The sequence below is a fragment of the Pseudoalteromonas sp. SG43-5 genome (genome assembly GCF_014164345.1).
Lineage (GTDB): Bacteria > Pseudomonadota > Gammaproteobacteria > Enterobacterales > Alteromonadaceae > Pseudoalteromonas > Pseudoalteromonas distincta.
This window is the reverse complement of the sequence record NZ_JACJFA010000044.1, coordinates 1-1,214: the sequence shown is the minus strand read 5'-3', so window position 1 is coordinate 1,214 and position 1,214 is coordinate 1. Positions and strand designations below refer to the sequence as shown.

Sequence of the window (1,214 nt, the reverse complement as noted above, 5' to 3'; positions counted from 1 at the left end):
TAACAAGTGACTATGGTGTCAATTCCTAATTTCAAACCATTTTAGGATCCCACATGACACCATCCCTCACCATAGAATTTATGATTACTATAAGCTTTCTTATACAGGCAATAATAGCCACTTTTTTAGGTTTCCCTGCCGCGACTAGCCGATGATAAATAGCTTTAAATTTAGGGTTACATTGGATAGCTGACATCATTGCCATATACATTGCGGTTCTAATTTTTGGCCGTCCACCTCGTATCATCCGTTTACCCTGATAAGCACCACTTTCTCGATTAAATGGTGCAACACCAACCAGTGATGCAGCCTCTTTATTGTTTACACACCCAAGCTCAGGCATGTCACTAAGTAAGTTAAATGCGACAACATTCCCAACGCCAGGCACACTTTGAATAATGTCATTCTTGACCTTATATTCGTCACATTCTTTGATGAGTTTTTGTAGTTTCAAATCTACTTTTTCAATCTGATTTTTTAATGCCGTTAGGATAGGTTTTATTAGTGATGATATTGTTTTTGGCATTATCTGTGAACGATTTTTCTCCATCGTTTGCATATCCATTAACTGCCTTCTTCTAGAAAGTAAATCACTCATCAAGCGCATCTGCTCTGGCTTTAAAGAAGAGAGTGGTGGCTTTATTGCTTCACCAAAATGAGCGATGAGTTGCGCATCAAGTTTATCTGTTTTTGCTTTTTGGCCAATAGCGCCTGCGAAACGTTTAATATTAACGGGATTAGCAACAACGAAAGGGATATTCGCTTGAGCACACGCCATAATAAAGGGGTGTTCAAGGCGCCCAGTTGCTTCAATAGTAACACGCGTTATTGGGTGCTTTTTTAGTGTTTTTATAGCGTGTTTAATGCCGCCGTCATTGTTTTCTACGGTGAAATATATATCTAAAGGTCGGATGTAAATATCGAGTTGAGTTTTACCTGTATCGACACCGACGTTAATTTCATTTTGATTATTGAGTGTATTCATAATAAGCTGACTCTGCCTTGCGATTCGGGCTCGAGGCCCCGTTGACTATCCGAGTTTAATGCTTGGAGTTTATACAGCGTTCTTTCTTGTTATCGGTCTCTCAATAGAGGAGCCTTCAATCAATCGAACTACTGTATAAAAGGCTTTGGTTGCAGCCAAAGCTTGGGCCTCACATTACCCGAACTTGGTTAAAGTATTAATTAATTTATGGGTTTATTATCCATACAAG

The 1,214-nt window shown here is 39.1% G+C and carries 1 protein-coding gene; it reads right to left on the bottom strand.

Annotation, left to right across the window (positions count from 1 at the left end; genetic code table 11):
- Positions 1 to 31: 31 nt before the first annotated feature.
- The gene (locus H5161_RS19910; RefSeq protein WP_024598675.1) at positions 32 to 985 is read right to left on the bottom strand and encodes an IS110 family transposase; all 954 of its coding nucleotides are present in this window, start codon (positions 983 to 985) and stop codon (positions 32 to 34) included.
- Positions 986 to 1,214 lie beyond the last annotated feature (229 nt).

Coding starts and splice junctions, on each gene's coding strand:
- H5161_RS19910 (WP_024598675.1), bottom strand. CDS start 985: ATGAATACACTCAATAATCAAAATGAAATTAACGTCGGTGTCGATACA.